Annotated in this window: 13 protein-coding genes; all 13 read right to left on the minus strand. The window is 61.8% G+C overall.

Features of this window, described 5'->3' with window-relative positions; translation table 11 throughout:
* Positions 1 to 49: 49 nt before the first annotated feature.
* The 13 genes from AC3WMU_RS11900 to wecB all read right to left on the minus strand — a co-directional run bounded on the left by AC3WMU_RS11900 (position 50) and on the right by wecB (position 15932).
* Positions 50 to 1768, minus strand: a complete 1719-nt coding sequence (locus AC3WMU_RS11900) for a D-glucuronyl C5-epimerase family protein (RefSeq protein ID WP_159106372.1) — start codon at positions 1766 to 1768, stop codon at positions 50 to 52.
* Between the two features lie 117 nt (positions 1769 to 1885).
* Positions 1886 to 2890: an MraY family glycosyltransferase gene (locus AC3WMU_RS11905; RefSeq protein ID WP_006222924.1), complete on the minus strand. Its 1005-nt coding sequence runs from the start codon at positions 2888 to 2890 to the stop codon at positions 1886 to 1888.
* Positions 2891 to 2894: 4 nt separating this feature from the next.
* Positions 2895 to 3824, minus strand: a complete 930-nt coding sequence (locus AC3WMU_RS11910) for an NAD-dependent epimerase/dehydratase family protein (RefSeq protein ID WP_052017812.1) — start codon at positions 3822 to 3824, stop codon at positions 2895 to 2897.
* Between the two features lie 2 nt (positions 3825 to 3826).
* Entirely contained in the window at positions 3827 to 5095 is a 1269-nt protein-coding gene (locus AC3WMU_RS11915; protein ID WP_006222921.1) for a glycosyltransferase family 4 protein, read from the minus strand.
* Positions 5088 to 6239 (minus strand): glycosyltransferase family 4 protein, encoded by a 1152-nt coding sequence (locus AC3WMU_RS11920; protein WP_454678056.1) that lies wholly within the window; start codon positions 6237 to 6239, stop codon positions 5088 to 5090. Before AC3WMU_RS11920 ends, AC3WMU_RS11915 begins: the two co-directional genes overlap by 8 nt.
* Positions 6240 to 6245: 6 nt before the next feature.
* On the minus strand, positions 6246 to 7385 hold the full coding sequence (locus tag AC3WMU_RS11925) for an N-acetyl sugar amidotransferase (protein ID WP_081533990.1): 1140 nt from the start codon (positions 7383 to 7385) through the stop codon (positions 6246 to 6248).
* A 3-nt stretch (positions 7386 to 7388) separates the two neighbouring features.
* Positions 7389 to 8645, minus strand: a complete 1257-nt coding sequence (locus AC3WMU_RS11930) for a hypothetical protein (RefSeq protein WP_006222918.1) — start codon at positions 8643 to 8645, stop codon at positions 7389 to 7391.
* A 9-nt stretch (positions 8646 to 8654) separates the two neighbouring features.
* A complete protein-coding gene (locus AC3WMU_RS11935) occupies positions 8655 to 9779 on the minus strand; it encodes an N-acetyl sugar amidotransferase (protein ID WP_081533987.1) in 1125 nt (374 codons plus the stop codon).
* A gap of 256 nt (positions 9780 to 10035) precedes the next feature.
* A complete protein-coding gene (locus AC3WMU_RS11940) occupies positions 10036 to 10797 on the minus strand; it encodes an AglZ/HisF2 family acetamidino modification protein (protein WP_006222916.1) in 762 nt (253 codons plus the stop codon).
* Complete coding sequence (gene hisH, locus AC3WMU_RS11945) at positions 10791 to 11417, minus strand: imidazole glycerol phosphate synthase subunit HisH (protein WP_006222915.1); 627 nt, start codon at positions 11415 to 11417, stop codon at positions 10791 to 10793. The genes AC3WMU_RS11940 and hisH overlap by 7 nt, the downstream gene beginning before the upstream one ends.
* Positions 11414 to 12859 carry a lipopolysaccharide biosynthesis protein gene (locus AC3WMU_RS11950; protein WP_006222913.1) on the minus strand — a complete coding sequence of 482 codons (1446 nt, stop codon included), beginning with the start codon at positions 12857 to 12859 and terminating at the stop codon, positions 11414 to 11416. The genes hisH and AC3WMU_RS11950 overlap by 4 nt, the downstream gene beginning before the upstream one ends.
* Before the next feature lie 37 nt (positions 12860 to 12896).
* Positions 12897 to 14780, minus strand: coding sequence for a polysaccharide biosynthesis protein (locus AC3WMU_RS11955; RefSeq protein WP_280028401.1), 1884 nt, complete (start codon positions 14778 to 14780; stop codon positions 12897 to 12899).
* 66 nt (positions 14781 to 14846) lie between these two features.
* The gene (gene wecB, locus AC3WMU_RS11960; protein WP_006224863.1) at positions 14847 to 15932 is read right to left on the minus strand and encodes a non-hydrolyzing UDP-N-acetylglucosamine 2-epimerase; all 1086 of its coding nucleotides are present in this window, start codon (positions 15930 to 15932) and stop codon (positions 14847 to 14849) included.
* Positions 15933 to 15934: the final 2 nt, after the last annotated feature.

The raw sequence follows: 15934 nt of genomic DNA on the forward strand, positions 1-15934 counted from the left end.
CATAGGTCGGATCCTGCGCCGATGCTGAGTTGACGCGGCGCCAGACCCTCTACTGCTGATGGAAGTAAGCGTCTTTGTGCTGTTCGAAGAATGCTTTCAGCTGGGCGGGGTCCTTCAAGATGTTCAATTGCTTGATCGAGACGTTGAAGGCCTTGTCGGTCGCTTTCGTGTAGATCCGCAGGTACAAAGAGCCTAGGTTGTCCGTGAGCTTGTCGCCGCGATTGAATCCGAGGCGGTTGAGCATAACGATGTTGTCCTTACCTGCCTTGATATCGTTGTACTCGCGGGTAGCAGAGTGCCCTTCCTTGTCATAAAGCAACATTCCCAATTGGTGGTCTGCTGCGCTGTTGATGATCAGGGCAATCGTGTCGCCGCTAGTGACGGGACGATTCAACTTGAGCTCGATGCGTCCTTCCGTGTGCCCTCCCGCCGGGTTTATACGAAGGTCTCCCGCCGCCTCGTTTGCCTTGGAAGCGTTATAGGAGGCTTCCATATCCAGGGGCAGGTTCTCCGGTGGCAGGACCTTTTCGACGGTGAATGCCGACTGCGTGTAGGCAAGCGTGCGACCGCTGGGCAGGGGATGCACATAGACCGAGCATTGTTGAGGAGTCTTGTCTAGTCGCAGCGAGACGAAGAACCTGTCGTCAAACGGGAGGCTCTGGTTGTAGTGCCCTCGGCTCTTTGCGGACACCTCGCGGCCATCGACGCTGCAGCTTACCGTGACCGGATACGTGTCCGTCCAATATGGATGTGGCGCGCCCACCATCGAGAACATGACCGTGTATGAATTATCGGCATTCTGCGACAGTTGCAAGGGATACTGCTGTTGGAAGTCCTGGGAGCGGACGTCGGCATCCTTGCGCCATGCCGGATCGCCGGTCACCAATTCCAGCGCGCGGAATTGCGCCGTTTCAAAAAGCAGATAGTGCGTCGGATTGATCGTGGGGGGCGTGGTTTGATACAGCGTCCAGGAATGGTCAGCATTCATGAACTCGCCGCGTCGGGCAATCGTGCCGTCGCGCGCGCAACTATAGGCTTCGGTCAGTGCGGGATCCTGGGTCTGCGCCGCAAGCATGGCCAGCGCCTGCAAACCATACAAGTGCCCATTCAGCACATGGAACTCCTGCTCCTGAGTCATGGAAGCCCACGCATACTCAGACAGCCAGCATCCTTTAGGTGAGCGCCACAACACGCCGCCCTCGGTAGGAGGAACAAGACTGCGCTTGGCGCTCTTGATGGCTTCATCGCGATAGCGTTCGATGCCGAACTGTTGCCAGCCAGCATAGAGCACCAAGGGGCCGAACAGCGCATCCATGCTCGACCACCAGTTGGCGGGAAGATTCTCGTAAGGGAAGCCGTAGAACCAGCGGTAGCCCGTGGGTGAGCGCTCGGCGGGCTCATACTCATCCAGCATGAAGTCGAGTGCACGCTTCGCCGCGGCACCTACCTTTTCGTCATGGGTGCGGTCGTAGATGTGAAGCAGACGAAATGCCAGGAAGAACGGACGCAGGGGATCTTTTTTTGCAGCGGTAGCTTGAAGCCCTTCTTCCGTCAGGGTGACTTCATCCATCCACGTCCAGAGATACGGTGCGAGCGCTTCATCGGACCACCGGACAATAGAATGATCAGGGGCCTTCAGGGCAGGCATGGGTGCCTCGGTCGTTTGCTCAAGCACAGGCGCCCCCGATTTGCCGACAGCAAGGTAGCCAATGCCCAATGCAAGTATGGCAACGATTGATGCGATGGCTACGGGGTGTCTGAACTGCATGGCTTTCCTAGAAAATTTAGCAAGAAGTGGGATCGGGTGTGTCGGCATCTGCAAAGATGCTGGCTTTTGGCCCGCTGCGCTTTGAGCGGGTTGCGCGTTCGGGTGTTGCCTCTCGGTCTAGTTATTGTTACGGCCCGCGCCCAATGCCGCTGCCACTATCACGAACGGCAAGCCGGCCAACAGGAAGAGCGTCTCGGGCGCCAAGGCTTGATTGTGATGATAGCCCCACCACAATACGGCGCCGAACCACAGCACGGCGACCAGGAAATAGCCGAGGCTGACCGGACCGTGCGCCCGGCACTTGCGTGCCAGGATCTGGTAGGCATGCGAACGATGTGCGACGTTCGGGCGCTGCTTGTGGATCAGGCGCACCAAAAGCGTTACGGTGGCGTCCAACACAAACGGGGCGGCGGGCAGCAGCCAGAGGAACAAACTCTGCTGCACGGCCTGCTGCATTTGCAAGGCGGCGACGGCGATGAAGAAGCCGCAAAATGCGCTGCCTACGTCCCCCATGAACACTTTGGCCGGCGGCCGGTTGTAGACCAGGAAGCCTGCCGCGGCCAGGGCGAGCGTCAGGCCGGCAACGGCGGGCGCCGGACCGGCCACGACGGCCCAGCACAGGCCGATCGCAATGGCCTGGGCCGCGGCGATGCCGTCAATGCCGTCCATGAAGTTGTACAGGTTGGTCATCCAGACGATGCCGATCAGGTAGAAGGCGAGCGTCAGGCCGATGGGCAGCGTGAATCCGAAGACGGTCAGGGCGGGCAGCGGCGAGAGGAACCACAGGGCACCTGCGGCGCTTGCGACTTGCACAAGCAGCCGGCTGCGCGCGGACAGCGAGCGGCGGTCGTCGATATAGCCGATAACCGCGATTGGCAGCCCGCAGGCGAGGGCGCCGGCCGCCGAGTGCGACAGGAGCCCCATTGCCGTTGCGCCGGCGATGCCGACAATGCAGGCGGTCACTACCCCGATGCCGCCACCGCGCGGTGTCGGGCGCGAATGCGAGCTTCTGTGGTTCGGTTCGTCGAGAATGTTGCGATGATGGGCCCAGGCGATGCTGGCCCGTGTCGCCACCACTGCGACCACGAAAACGGCAATAAGCAGGAAATAGAACGTGGACATGTCGTTAAACGGCGGGCGAAACGGAATTGAGCGAGTCGGCCAGGGCGCGAGCCGGTGCAGTCGGCGGCGTCCAGCCTGCGGCGCGCGCCTTGGACCAATCCACGGGCATCGGCCGCGTCAGGCTGTCGACTTCGCGTTGACGGCCGATTGCCCCTGCGGCCACGCGCAGTAGCGCGGGGGGGAACGGCAGCAACCGTGCCGGGGCGCCGATGCCGGCGGCGATGGCGCGTATCAGGTCAGGCAATTCGAAGTCCGACCCGTCGCCGGCGATGTACACGCCCGGCGCCGCTGGCCCAGCGGCGCAGAAAGTCAGGAACGACGCCAGGTTGTCGACGTGGATGAACGAGCGGATGCCTCGCACGCTGCCGAAAGGCAGCGGGATGCCGCTCTTGACGAGCTTGATCAGGCGCGGGAAATTTCCTGGGCAGGCCGCGCCATAGACCATGGGCGGCCGTACGATGGTCAGGCGGGTGCCGCCCTCGGACAACAGGGCGGCAAGTTCGCGTTCGGCCGCGATCTTTGACCGCGCGTAGGGCGTATCGCCGCTGAGGGACGAGGTTTCGGTGATCGGATCGGCCGACCAGCTGCCGTGCACGCCCAGCGTGCTGACCTGCACGAACCGCGGCACACCGGCGGCTTTCGCGGCGGACGCTGTAGCGCAGGCCAGTTGGTGGTTGGCTTGGTCGAACAGGTCGACGCCGTCCTGCAATGCCAGCCGGGTATGGGCGCGTCCAGCCAAGTGGACCACGGCGTCGCAGCCCAGCAGGTCGGTCGCTACAGGCTGGCCGTCGGCCTTGATGCGCCATTGGGCTCGCGTGGTGCCTGCAGGCGTCGCGTGGCGGGTGAAGGCAATGATGTCGTGCCCCTGGCCGTCAAGATAGCGCAACAGGGCCAGGCCGATGTATCCGGACGCGCCGGTCACTGCAATCCGCATGGTCATTGCTCCCGCGGCTGGTCCAGCTGCAGATAGGCCTGGGCAAGCGCCTCGTAGCTGTGATGTGTCAGAACGTAGGCATGACCGCGCTCGCCCATGGCGGCGCGTTCCGGCTCGCTGAGCGCAGCGAGTGTGCGCAGTCCCTCGGCGATTGCGCCAACCTCGCCGGGGTCGACCGAGATGCCGCACCGTGCTTCCTGCACGGGGTCGTTGCCAGCATGCAGGGCGAACAGCACCGGCAGGCGTGCCAGCATGTAGTCCCACAGCTTGTTGGGGCTGACGCCGAAACGGAACAGGGGCTCGGGACGCAGCGAGATATAGCCAATGCTGGCATGTGCCAGCAACGCCAGGACGGCCTGCTTGGGCATCTGTTCGAATAGGGCGACGCGGTCCCCCAGATTGCGTTCGGCGATCTGGGTGCGTAGCGCATCCTGGAGCTCGCCGCGGCCGACGATGATGGCCGACACCTTGTCGTCACCTTGGTCGCGCAGATGCGCGATGGCCTGCACCAGTGAATCCACATGGTTGGGCCGGCCTAGCGCGCCTGCGTAGACGACCACGCTGCGGCCTGCCTCGCGCCACTGCCGCGCCAGTTTGACGCTGGGTTGTTCCTCGGCGCTGGCGGAGGGGGCGCCTTCATCAGTGTGCACGCCATTGGGGATGTAGCGCCAGCGTTCCGGCGCCAGGCCGGTAGCCGTCATATGCTCAAGCGTGCAGGGCAGCAGGGACACGACCGTGTCGGCGTGGCGGTGTGCATAGCGCTCGACCCAGCCGGTAAAGCGCACAAGTGGATGCGTCGGCGAGACGCCCGCCAATTCTGTAAGGCTCAACGGCCACAGGTCACGTACTTCGAAGACCGAACGCGCGCCGAATTTGCGCGCCAGTGCGTGGGTGGCCAGGAACACATACGGATGCGGGCTGGAAGCCACGATGATGTCCGGACGTCCGTGCAGGCGGGCGAATTTTTCCGCATGCAATCGCATTTGCAACGTAAACGCCGCCATGTGCAGCAATCGGCCGGCGCCGTTACCCTGGTAGGCGCGGGCAGGCACGAATTCGTAGGGCACGCCGGCGATGTCGCGGGTGCCAGCGGTCTGCGCCGCGTCCAGCAGATGATGGAACGACGGGGTAAATACCGTCGCCCGGGCGCCCGCCTCCAACCATTGCCGGGCAAGATAATAGGGCCGGCTGTATCGGCCCACGCCCGGACCGCCCGCGTAGGGGTGTACGTACCAGATGTTGGGCTTGCCGCCAGCGGAGTGCTCAGCCAAGGTTGAGGCTCCTGTAGCGTTGCACCAGATTCGCCGCCTCGATCTCCCAGTTGAATGCCGCGGCGGCCTCGGCCACGCCCGCTTGCCGTTGCGCCAGCTGTTCACGCGTGGCGCCGCGCAGCATTGCAGCCAACGCCGCATCGTCTTCCGGGGCGACCCAGCCGCACTGATACTGCTCGATGATGCGCTGCTGTTCCTGCAACGGGTTCACGATGATTGGCAGCCCCGCATGCAGGTACTCGAATACCTTGTTGGGCAGGGAATAGTAGTGGGACAGGCAGGAGTTGTCGGTCAAGCAGATCCCGACATCCGCCGCCTTGGTATAGCCCAGCACTTCCTGCGGGGCGACTGGCGGCAGCAGATGGATATTCGGATTGGCCTGAGCGGCCGCGGCGATCTGATCGCGCAGCGGGCCGCTGCCCATGCACATCAGGTGCGTGCTGGCGGGCATCTGCGCAAACACGCTGAGCAGCCGTTCGATGCCCCGGCCGGCGATGAAGCCACCCTGGTAGATGAATAACAGATCGTCCGGCTTCACCCCCATTTTTTCACGCAGGCCATGCTGATCGGCGGCGGCAGAGGCCTGGACGGTGAATTGCGGGATGTTGCGCGTAACGTGGGGGCGTGCAATGCCGTAGCGGTTTGCATACCAGTCAGCGATAGCGTCGCTGACCACGAATACATCGTCACAGCGGCCGATCAGCCGCTTTTCGATGAAGCGGCCCAGCTTCTGTCGCACACCCTTGTAACCCGTAGTCTCGGTTTCAAGTTCGTGCGTGTCGTAGATCAGCCGGGCCCCGGTCATGCGGCTGGCCAGGTAGCACAGGGGCAGCACGGCCAGGCTGTGCGCGTTGACGCAGGTGACTTTACGGCCGCGCAGGCTGGCTAGGATACGTGCCGACCATTCCAGGTTCTTGGCGACCTTGGCGACGAACCCGTCGCGGGTGCCGAAGAGCTTGCGCGGGTAACGCAGGAAGGTGCGCTTTGCGTCCACGGGTTGTCTGTCCGGCAGGCCGGGTGCGCTGACACCGTAGATTTCGATCTGATCGAACACCTCGGCCCGTGCCAGCGCATCGGTGATGCGCAGGATCCGGCTCTCGTGGGTCAACGGCGAAGGGTAGATGTGGATATTCAGGGAAGCCATGGCGGATCAGATCGACTTGGCCCGCCGGCGGATGTACGTGCGCAAGCCGGACAACCCTTCGATGAACTGGCTCTGGTTCGGGTAATCGGTGTGCTTGTGGTTGGGGGCGGCAATGATGGCGTCGAGTTCCGCACGCGTTATGCCGAATTTCTTCAACACGAATTCCGTGTCGCTGGCCAAGTCGTTGCTCGCGTAGGGATCCTGCTCCATCTCTTCCAGGCCCTGCTGGCGGGTGATCTGGCCGGCACACACCAGGGCCGACAAGTGCGCGCGGCGCTTGTCGAAACCGAACTTGGTGGGCAGGTAATAGCCTTGGTACCAGCGCGTGTAGATGGATTCGTAGTGCTTGCCGCCGTAGTATTGCCAGCCAAGCTCGTCTTGCATCACGTGCATGGCCGCGGCCTTGTCGTAATCCAGGTAGTTCAGCAAGTTCACCATGCGGTACTTGCCGGTCAGGATACGCAGGGTGAACGCAGGCAGCCCGATCTGCGGGAACGTCTTCAGGCGGGTCTTGCCAAAGCGTGAATGGATCGCCCGGATGTGCTTGAGATCGTGGCTGTAATACACCCATGAAATCGGCAGGATGCCTTCGGTAACGACGTTGCTGCCGTTGATGACGTAAGGCGTGCCTACCCGTTTGGCCGTATTGAGCAGCGTTGCCGTGATGGCGTGATCCGTGGGGATCTCGCAATTCGGCACAGACGCGCGCAGGAAGGACATCTGCAGGTCCTTGAACTCTTCCCAGTCGACCACATAGGTGTGCAGATCGATGCCCAGCTTGTCCAGCGCGTTCTTGATGTTGTTGACGGCCAGCTCGGAATTCCAGCCATTGTCGAAGTGCACGGCCAGCGGGCGTAGGCCCAGTTCCTTCAGCTTGTAGATGACGTAGGTACTGTCCACGCCGCCGCTGACGCCCGTGACGCAGTCATAGTCCTTGCCCTTGCCTTCTGCGCGGATGCGCTCGACCACCTGGGCCAGCATGGATTCGCCCTGCGCGCCGCGGTGCACTTCATTGGCCACGCGCGAGAAATAGCGCGTGCAGTGGTTACAGCCTTCATCGTTGAAGACGATATCCGGGTCGGACGTGTCCATCAGGCATCGGGTGCATTGCTGATAGGGCCGCTGGAGGAATTGACTGGAAGTCATGCGTTATTTTGTGCGGAAGAAGTATAGGAACAGCGCAGTCATGGCCAGCCAGCCTGCACCTGAATTCAAGGCGGTGATGATACTGGTCTCCATCGAGACCATGACCAGCGGGATATTCAGCGGCAGTGCGAGCGGATGGTCTCGATAGACGATCGTGATCACGCAGAAAAGCAGGGCGGTCAGGATCGTGGAAACGACCACGCCGATGGGGCCGAAGTTGGCGTAATCGCTCATGAACGACACGGCGTTCAGGCTGCCCTGCATGCCCCGCTGTGTGTTTTCCTGGTAGAAGGCCTGATACAGCTTGCTGGGAACGGGCACGTATTCGCAGCCCATGAAGCGAGCCAGAGTCCGGTATCCGCATCCGTGTTCCCGCACTTCCGGGCGGCTGTAGAAATAAAACCACTGGTCGATCACCTGCCCGGGCACGAACAGGGCGCGTTCAAAGATGGCATATAGGGCCGATCCGGTCCGCCAGTCTTTTTCGGGCGCCTTTGCGGCGGTGTAGCCAGAGGCCACTTCCTTGTCGGATTGGCTGATCAGGGGTTTGCTTTCTTCCGGTACGAAGCTGGTGCGGATCCCAGGCGCGGACGCCGAGGTGGCTACCGTGATGAGCAAAGCCAGCAGCGCTGCGGTCAGCACCAGGTGCAGCCAGCGGCGCTGGAACAGCAGCAACAGCAGCAGAGGGGTGAGGAAAATGGCGGGCAGGATGCGCACGAACACTGCCAGGGAATACAGCGAGCCCACCAGCAGAACGAACCAGAAGAGCCGCTTGCGGTACAGGTAGGTGATGACTAGGAGTGCCGGCCCAAGCGCCTTGAAGCTGTAGTCGCTCATGTAGCGTAGCCACAGCGGCAAGCCGAAATAGCCTTCCTGCCGGATGACGCTGATGCCGTAGTCGTCCGTGGAAGACAGTGCCGCGAGGATCGGGACGTTGCCCAGGGTCACCATGTGGGCAATGAACACGGCCGCAAACAGCAGGGCCAGCGCCAAAAGCACCATGGACTTGGTGCGGGATAACGGCGGCGGGACGAGGTGCGTTTCGCTGGGCCAGTTGGTCAGGCGCGGGGCTGCCAACGACAGGGCTTTCCAGATCAGCACATACGATATGACGGCGCCGCCGATAATGGCGGCCACGACCGGTGCATGACCCAGCCCCTTATTGGTCAATTCCGCGAACCACAGGCTCGCGGCCAGCAGCCATAACAGTGACGCGCAATACGCGACAAAAACGCGGTGACGTGACAGCAGACCCAGCATACGGCGCCCTTATAGTTTGGTTATCGCTCGTTTCACACGCAGCCCAATATCGAACAACTTGGCATACGACGCGTAGTCGGTATAGTCCTTATTGGGCCGGGCAAATATCTCTTCCAACTCAGCAACGGTCACGCCCAGCTTCTTGGCGACGAATTTCTTATCGTCTTCCTGCAGCGCGGGGTCATAGGTTGGCTGCTGCAATTCCTCCAGCGCCGCTTCGCGCGACAACTGCCCCGATTTAATCAACGAAGACAAATGCGCCAAGCGCTTGTCGTAACCGAACTTCGTGGGGAGATAATAACCCTGGAAGAATCGTGTAAATATCGACTCATAGTGCTTGCCGCCGTAATCGCGCCAGCCCAACTCATTCATGATGGTCTGCTTGGCATCGAACTTGTTATACGGCAGATAATTGAGTGGTTTAACCGTTTTGATTCCGCGGATATACGGATACCAGATGTACTGTTTGAAGAATCCGATAGTAGGATAATCCCGAAGTCGGCCTTGGCCGAACTGCCGTTGAATATCCTTCAAATGCCTCAGGTCACCCGACTGGTAACCCCAGGACGACGGCAAGATGAATTCAGTGGCGTAATTGCTGCCCGACAGCACATATTTAATACCGTGGCGCGCAGCCTGGCGTAGCAGGATGGCCGGGAAAGCGTGATCAGTCGGAATGTCGCAATTGGCCACCGACGCCTTGAAGAATGCCAGTTGCAGGTCGCGCATTTCGTCCCAGTTCACGACATGCGTGTACAAGTCGATGCCCAGGCGCTTGACGATGTTCTCGATGTTGTTGACAGCCAGTTCCGAGTTCCAGCCGCTGTCGAAGTGCACCGCCAGTGGGCGTAGCCCCAGGCGCTTGGCGGTATAGGCCACGTACGAGCTGTCGACGCCGCCGCTCAAGCCCATGATGCAGTCGTAATCCTTGCCCTTGCCCGCTTCCTTGATGCGCGCAACCATGGCGTCCAGTTCCTGCGTGCGTTCGCCGCGAGTGGCGCGGTCGACAACGTCGCGGACCAGCAGGTCGTAACGTTGGCAGTGGTTGCAAACGCCCTGCTCGTTGAACGTGATGTCCGGGTCGGTGGTGTCCATGACACAGCTCGTACATCTCTGGTAGGTACGGGTATTCATAAGGTCCTGTTGCACATTGGCTGTGCGGGCATAGCAATTTGTAGAAGCCGGGAGCCGAGTTCCGGATGCTCGCTTGGGATCGAGGCGGTGGGGGCGGTCGCGCCTGGCGCCACCGGGGTCCTTTGCCGCCTGTATCGATCCGCCGGGCGGTGGCGGTCATCCGGTTACGTCTGCGTCCGTCGTTGACCGTCAACGATTGGACCAATCCAGCGCGTAAGTGGGTGCTGCGATTTGAAACTTGGAAAAAAAGGGGCCGTTATGAAAACAGCTGGTCCAACTCTTTCTGGCTAGGGTAGTTGATCAGCACCGCTCGGTGCTTGCCGTGGAAGACGAACATGCTGCCGGCTGCGAACGCCGGTACATGGGCCTTGTCCACGGCTTCGCGCATATGCTGGAGGTTGCCTGCCCCGCCGCAGGCGATGATCGGCGTGTCCACAGCGGCGGACATTTTTTCCAGGAATGCCACGTCGTAGCCTGACATCGTGCCATCGCGGTCGACACTGTTGACCAGGATCTCGCCTACGCCGGCCTTGGACAAGTCTTCGGCATAGCGGATCGGGTCTTCCTTGGTGTTGGTCTTGCCGCCGTTGATCCACACTTCGTACTTGCCCAGGAACGTCTTTTTGACATCGATCGAGGCGATCACGCTGGAACTGCCGAAGGCGGCGCAGCTTTCCTGCACCAGCCGGCGGTTGGTGAACGCCGCGGCGTTCAGCGAGATCTTTTCGACGCCGAGCCGGTACAGCCGGCGCATGTGCTCCATGGAGGCGACGCCGCCGCCATAGCTCAGGGGCATGAAGCATTCGCTCGCGATATCTTCGATCAGCTCGAAATTCGGTTCGCGCTTTTCCTGTGTCGCGGTGATGTCGAGCAGGATCAGTTCGTCCACTTCCTTTTCGTTGAAGATCTTCACGGCGTTGACAGGATCCCCGACGTAGGTGGGGTCCTTGAACTTGACGGTCTTATAGAGACCGCGGCCGCGCAGCAACAGGCAGGGGATGATGCGGGTCTTTAGCACGATTGAAATTGCTCGACGAAGTTGCGATAGATCTGGAGGCCGTATTTGTGGCTTTTTTCCGGATGGTATTGCATGGCAAGGATATTGTCCCGACCCAATACGCTGACGAATTCCTGACCGTAAGGGGTGGTACCGAGGGCAATATCGGGCGAGTCGGCGACCATGTGGTACGAATGGACGAAGTAAAAGCGCATGGGGTCGGCCACGCCTTTGAAGATGCCGATGTCGGGCCGAGTAGGCTTGACGATGTTCCAACCCATGTGGGGGATTCGCAGGGACGCCCCTTCAGGAACGCGGAAGCGCTGGATGTGCGCGTCCAGCCAGCCAAACCCGGGTTGAGCGCCTTCTTCGCTGGAACGGGTCATCAGCTGGGCGCCGAGACAGACGCCCAGGATCGGCTTGCGCTCGGTCAGGACCAGTTCATTGAGAAGGTCCCAGAGTTCGAAGCGGCGCAGGTGGGCGATGGCCTCGTCAAAGGCGCCTACGCCAGGCAGCACCAGCTTGTCGGCCGCGCGCAAGGCTGCGGGGTCCCTGGTGATCTCGGCCTTCGCGCCGACCTTGCGGAGCATGTTCAGGACGGACCCGACGTTGCCGACGTCGTAATCAACGATGGCGATCATGTTGCTGTTTCCTTCACGTGCATGATTAGAGCGACATTTCGCCACAGCTTGCGGCCCGTCAGGGCCGCCGCAGCGGAAGCGATGACTGCTGCGCCAACCGCGATAGCCAGGCTAGGCCCCGGGAGCAGGCGCAAGGCACCCAGCACCAGGCACGATAACCCGAAAGCCATCCATCCCAGGCCCAGAAGCCGGCCCAGCCGATTGGACGCGAAGCCGCTCACGCGGTAGATCGCGATGAGGTAAATGCTGTGGTAGAGCAGATTGGCCGCAGTGAACGCGGCAATCGAGACAATGACGTCCATACCCATCGCCAGCGGAGTGATGACTGCGGCGGCCGTGATTATATCCGCGGCGATCTGGACCTTAAATGAGACATCCTGGCGCATCGAAACCTCGAACAGGCGTTCCGGCCAGCCTGTCTGCAATGACATCCAGGCAGCCGGCGCCATGATCATGGCGAAATGACCGGCCTGCGACCAGTTGGCGCCGAACAGGTTCTCGAACAGCACGTCGCCCCAGACGGTGCAGAATGCGAACAATGGTGCACCCGCCAGAAGGCCCAGCTTGAGTAGACCTTCGGTCAATTCCGCCAAGCGAGGGGTGCCTTTCAGCGCCACTGCCTCGCGGAAGAAAACCTGGCTTAGCGCGCCGGACACCAGCAAGGTGGGCGCCAGCAGCACCGTGCGCGTCAGGCCGTAAAAGCCGGCGGCGGCGGTGGCGGACATGGCGGCAAACACGAAAATGGGCATGTCGCGGGCGATTGTGCCGATCAGGCTGTACGGGGTGTTGTAGTACAGGAACTGGCGGTAGCTGCGCGCTACAGTGCGCATTCGCGTCCAATCCCAGTTCTGAAGGACGCGCCGCAGCGCGTATCCGACACCACCCAGGATGACAGCAAGACCTAGCAACTGGCCGCCCATCTTGGCCCAGACCAGACCCTCGGCGTGCGCGCCCAGCAAGCCGATACCGACGGCGATGGCTGCATAGCCCGCTTGATTCAGCACAGCGGCCTTGGCGATGCGGGTGAAACTGCGCTCGCGGGACGCATAGGCAGTACCCAGCAAGGTGAGCGTGGTACCGAAGACCATGGGCACCAGCAACCACAGCCAGGCAGTGTGGCCGGCATATCCGGACAGGTTTGCCAGGTCACCGCCGGCAAGCGCTACGGCTACAGCCAGTGCCAGCAGCACGAAGGTGGCGATGGCCAGGACAACGGCGGCGATGCTGTCGGCCTCGTCATCCGAATCAGGCAGCACCACCGCCAGGTCGTAACGGCACGTCGCTGCGACGCCGAGCGCGGCCGTCCATCCCATGAAAAGCGTTTGCAGCCCGATAGCTTCGGGGCTGTACAGGCGCGTCAATACCGGGGACATGGCCAGCGGAATCGCTTGGGCCGCGGCCGTACCTGACAACATCGCAATGACGTTCTTGCGAAAGCTCAAGCGGAACTCCTGACCGTGCTGTGGGTGCAAGCCCGGGTCATGTTGCCGCCGTCGGTTGGTATTCCGGCACCAACTGCTGCAGCATGGTGACGATGGCGAGGCGGTCGTTGGTTACCAGGGACTGGCCGAGCGCTTCCAGGGCCACCATCAATTCGGCATAGGGGATGTCCCGCTCGCGTGCTTTCAGGATGCGAGGATGCTCGGTTTCCGTCACGTCGCCGCCAATCAGCAATTCTTCATAGAGTTTCTCGCCCGGGCGCAAGCCGGTCACGAGGAGCTCGATATCGCCGTCGGGGTGGTCTTCGTCGCGTACCGTCAGGCCGTACAGACGGACCATGCGGTAGGCGAGGTCGACGATGCGCACCGGTTCGCCCATATCCAGTACGAAGACTGACCCGGACTCGCCCATTGACCCGGCCTGCAGCACCAGCTGCGCGGCTTCGGGGATGGTCATGAAGTAGCGTGTGATTTCCAGATGGGTGAGGGTGATCGGGCCCCCTGCGAGGATCTGTTTCTGAAACAGGGGCACGACGCTGCCCGAGCTACCCAGCACGTTGCCGAAGCGGACCATCGAAAAGCGGGTGCCGGTCTGTGTCTGCGACAAGGCCTGCAGGATCAGTTCGGCCAGGCGCTTGGAAGTGCCCATGATGTTGGTGGGCCGCACCGCCTTGTCGGTCGAGATCAGCACGAAGTCCTGCACGCCGCATTCCACTGCCGCCGTCGACAGCGTGAGCGTGCCAAATGCGTTGGTCAGAATGCCTTCTGCCGGATTGTGCTCGACGATCGGCACATGCTTGTAAGCGGCCGCATGGTAGATGGTCTCGACGCCGTGTTCGCGGAATACCGATTTGCATAGCTTGGCGTCGCGCACCGACCCCAGCACCGAAACGACCTCCAGCAGCCGGGCGTCGGGCAGTGAACGGATCGCCTGATCGACGAGGTAGAGCGCGGCCTCGGAAACTTCCAGGATCACGAGCTTGCGGGGGCGCAGGCTGACGATCTGGCGGCATAGTTCGGATCCGATCGAGCCACCGCCGCCACTGACCATGACCACCCGGCCGGTCACGCAGCGACCCAGCAGTTCCTGCTGCGGCGCCACAGGGTCGCGGCCAAGCAAGTCTTCGATCTGCAGGTCGCGCAGGCGCGGCCCGTCGGTCGGGACGATCAGTTCACGGATGCTGGGTACCAGGCGAATCCGTAACGGGTAATCGGCGACACTTTCGACGATTTCGCGAACGCGCCCGCGCGAAGCAGAGGGCATCGCTATCAGCAGTTGGTGCGGGGTGTAGCGTTCGATCAGTTCCGGTAGCTTCGAGGGGGCATGGATGCGGATGCCCGCCATCATCAGCCCCTGCTTGCGCGGGTCATCGTCCAGCGCCGCGACCGTGCGGTAATGCGGGCCGGCGTCCAGTGCGGTTGCAAGCTGGGATCCGGCGCCGCCCGCGCCGTAGATGATCACCGGTACATAGCGCTCGGCCGACATCATGCCGGCTCGCGGGAACAGCACACGGCGCGCGAGCAGGCGCGAGCCCAGCAGCAGCACCAACGCCAGCAGGCAGTAGATGGTCAGCACGCCGCGCGACAGGCCGCGGCCGATTTCCAGGAAACGGTCGACGCTGACCACGGCCATCAGGGATACGATGATACCGCCCATGACCGACAACACCACGCGCTCGTTCATGTAGCGCAGGATGTATCGGTACAGGCCCAGCGCGGCAAGCGCAAGCACGCCGGTGCCGCTGGCGACAATCGAGAACAGGATGTAGTGATCGTCGAAAAAGAACAGTTCAAAGCGCAGCCAAAGCGCGAGCTGAAACGCCAAGAGCAGCAGGCACGCGTCAAGCCCAATAGCCAGTATTTGCTTGATGCGACGCGGCAGGTTGACGAATGCGTGCCTTATGGAGTTTTGTAATTGACGCATAGTGCCATCATGGATAGCGAAGATTCGGGGTCGCAGGAAGGAAAACAGGGCCCGAAGGCCCTTGCGTTATTCAGCCAGACTCTCGGCTATTTTGTCTGCTGCGCTACCGTCGCCATATGGGCTGGTAGGCGTAGGCTGATGAGTTAGTGCCATCCCGATGGCCGAGAGGATGCCCTCCACCGATGTCGGGGGCGCCAAGCGGTTCCAGCCGGCGTCGACCAGTTCCGTCCATTCGGTTTCGTCGCGCACAGTGACACAGGGCCGCTCATGGAAGAATGCTTCCTTCTGGACGCCGCCGGAGTCGGTCAGGACCAGCTTGCAGTACTTCTCCAGTTGCACCATGTCGAGGTAGCCGACGGGCTCGACCAGCTTGATGCGGCTTGCGAGTTTGTCCCGCAGGCCGAGCTTTTCCAGGATGTTGCGTGTGCGCGGATGCAGCGGCCACACCACTTCATGGTCGGCGCCAACTTGCATCAATGCATCGACGATGATGCCGAGCCGTTGGGGATCGTCGGTATTTTCGGCGCGGTGGATCGTCACCAGGATGTACTGCCCCGGCGTCAATCCGAAGCGCGCCAGTGCGCCGCCTTCGGCGTTGACTCGGGTGCCCTGGAAACGGGCCACGTCCAGCATGACATCGCCCACCTGGATGATGCGCGAAGGATCCATGCCCTCTCGGATCAGGTGCGCAGTGGCGGTATCCGTCGGTGTATAGAGCCAGCGCGACACGCGATCCGTCAGAACGCGGTTGACCTCTTCCGGCATGCGCATATTGAACGAACGCAGTCCCGCTTCGACGTGGGCCACCGGGATATGCAGCTTGGCGGCCACCAGGGCGCCGGCCAACGTCGAGTTGGTGTCGCCGTAGACCAGGACCGCGTCCGGACGTTCGTCCTGCACGACGCGTTCCAGTTCGATCAGCATGCGGCCGGTCATCTCGCCGTGGCCGCCTCCGTGTATGTCCAGCTGATGCTCGGGTTGCTTCATGCCGAGTTCGTCGAAGAACACATCAGACATGTTGGCGTCGAAGTGCTGGCCCGTATGGACCAGCACTTCGGATAGCTGCGGGTGCCGGGCGATGGCCGCCGACACCACGCTGGCTTTGATGAACTGCGGGCGGGCCCCCAGGACGGTCAGGATCTTCTTGGTCATAT

This window comes from Achromobacter sp. FW305-C-13 (assembly GCF_058783475.1).